Annotated in this window: 3 protein-coding genes; 1 reads left to right on the top strand and 2 read right to left on the bottom strand. The window is 42.2% G+C overall.

Annotation, left to right across the window (positions count from 1 at the left end):
* Positions 1-141: PA3496 family putative envelope integrity protein (locus A3735_RS32480; RefSeq protein WP_197485681.1), on the top strand; the 141-nt coding region annotated here is incomplete at its 5' end.
* A gap of 27 nt (positions 142-168) precedes the next feature.
* Here A3735_RS32480 and A3735_RS05300 read toward each other — a convergent pair.
* Positions 169-510, bottom strand: a complete 342-nt coding sequence (locus A3735_RS05300) for a hypothetical protein (protein ID WP_068511364.1) — start codon at positions 508-510, stop codon at positions 169-171.
* Between the two features lie 3 nt (positions 511-513).
* Positions 514-714: a hypothetical protein gene (locus A3735_RS05295; protein WP_068511361.1), complete on the bottom strand. Its 201-nt coding sequence runs from the start codon at positions 712-714 to the stop codon at positions 514-516.
* Positions 715-1,050: the final 336 nt, after the last annotated feature.

The following is a 1,050-nucleotide window of genomic DNA, read 5'->3' as shown; positions in this document are numbered from 1 at the left end:
CACGAACTTCATCAAAAGCAAAGCGAATCAAAGAAAAAAGATCGTGCAAAGCGCCGCTCCCAAGCAAGAAGAGCAATTGAAGATCATCAGGAGAAAAAGCGTTTAGAGGCAGAGCTTAAAGAGTGGTGGGACGATTTATAACGTTCGTTTTGGCCCAATAGCTAGGCGCTACAGGATTACCAAGTCGCCCTCGTTACCTTGGTCCTCAACTGGTCGACGGCCTTCAGTTAAATAAAGAGCATCGTTGTGGAAGTCTACGTATAGGTGGCAGTCCATCACGCTATCGGTTATTTCACTGCTAATGGAAAAGTGACGAACAATCTCTTCACCATCGCAGTGAAAGTGTTTCATATCTGACTTACTCATCACCTCGGGCAAACCGATAGCCAACCGACAATTATGCTGCACCAAGCTATTTTTTATTCTACCTAGAAAACGGTTGGCCAATTCACAATTCCAATCTTCTTGAAAACTTGGGTCACCAATTCTATCTACATCAACTATCGGCATAGTTTACGCTAATAGTAAACGCGGTGTTTTTAATAGCAAAGAAATTGTCAGGTCTTCAGAGCCTGCCGTAATATACGAAGCCATCACTTCTCGGGAATATGAACTTCTATCCGTTACTTCTATTTGACAGCCCAAGCTTTCAAACTGCTTAACACAAGCTGCATCAAATATTTCGGTAATCAGCGCTTTTGCTTGTTCGCTCATAATTCATCTAAACCCAATTTGGCTAGTTGCACCCAAAAAACAAAAGCATACCAAGACTATCCATTTGTTCAGTGTAACCAAAGCATAGCGACTTTCCTATTATTTGCATACTGACGTGAACTTGAAGACATTTCTACTATACTTCTTTAATGCCATCGCACCACGTCACCATATTTCGGAAGTTTGAATGACGTCTCCCAAAAAACTGACTATTGGGCTATTTTTTCTCTGCACTCTACCTTTTTTACCTAATATGCTAGGAATTGACTTTGGCGCTGCGCCGACAAAAGTCGATATAGTGACAACACAAAGCTCGATGCTGGAAGCGCTGCAGGG

It is taken from the genome of Oleiphilus sp. HI0061, assembly GCF_001635675.1.
Note: the sequence above shows the minus strand (reverse complement) of the source record. Positions and strands in the feature narration are given on the sequence as shown.

Bases quoted from the DNA above. Each gene is read 5' to 3' on its own strand.
- A3735_RS05300 (WP_068511364.1), bottom strand. From the start codon at position 510: ATGCCGATAGTTGATGTAGATAGAATTGGTGACCCAAGTTTTCAAGAA.
- A3735_RS05295 (WP_068511361.1), bottom strand. From the start codon at position 714: ATGAGCGAACAAGCAAAAGCGCTGATTACCGAAATATTTGATGCAGCT.